This is a genomic window from Lactobacillus equicursoris DSM 19284 = JCM 14600 = CIP 110162 (assembly GCF_001434815.1).
Lineage (GTDB): Bacteria > Bacillota > Bacilli > Lactobacillales > Lactobacillaceae > Lactobacillus > Lactobacillus equicursoris.
Genome location: NZ_AZDU01000167.1, coordinates 1 through 245, shown reverse-complemented (window position 1 = coordinate 245; position 245 = coordinate 1). Strand labels below are relative to the sequence as shown.

1 pseudogene is annotated in these 245 nt (G+C 39.6%); it reads left to right on the top strand.

What is annotated here, in order from left to right:
• A pseudogene (locus FC20_RS10600) lies at window positions 1-245 on the top strand (phage head morphogenesis protein); the annotation flags it as partial.

The following is a 245-nucleotide window of genomic DNA, read 5'->3' as shown; positions in this document are numbered from 1 at the left end:
GCTCTATTCTGAAGTAGTTAAACAAGCTTGGGAGCAGGCAGACAAAGAAGGTATAGTCTATCAAACCGGTAAAGAGCTTGAACTGCCCAAAAATGGCAAAAGCATTAGTAAAGAGCTTGAACTGTCTTTAACCAATTCAAAGGGCGAAAAAGTTACTAATGTTAAGGCACAAAAGGACCAACCAATCAAAGAAGTGAAAGAAATTCCGGCAGATTACGTTGAAAAAGTAGCCAATCGCAAGTGGA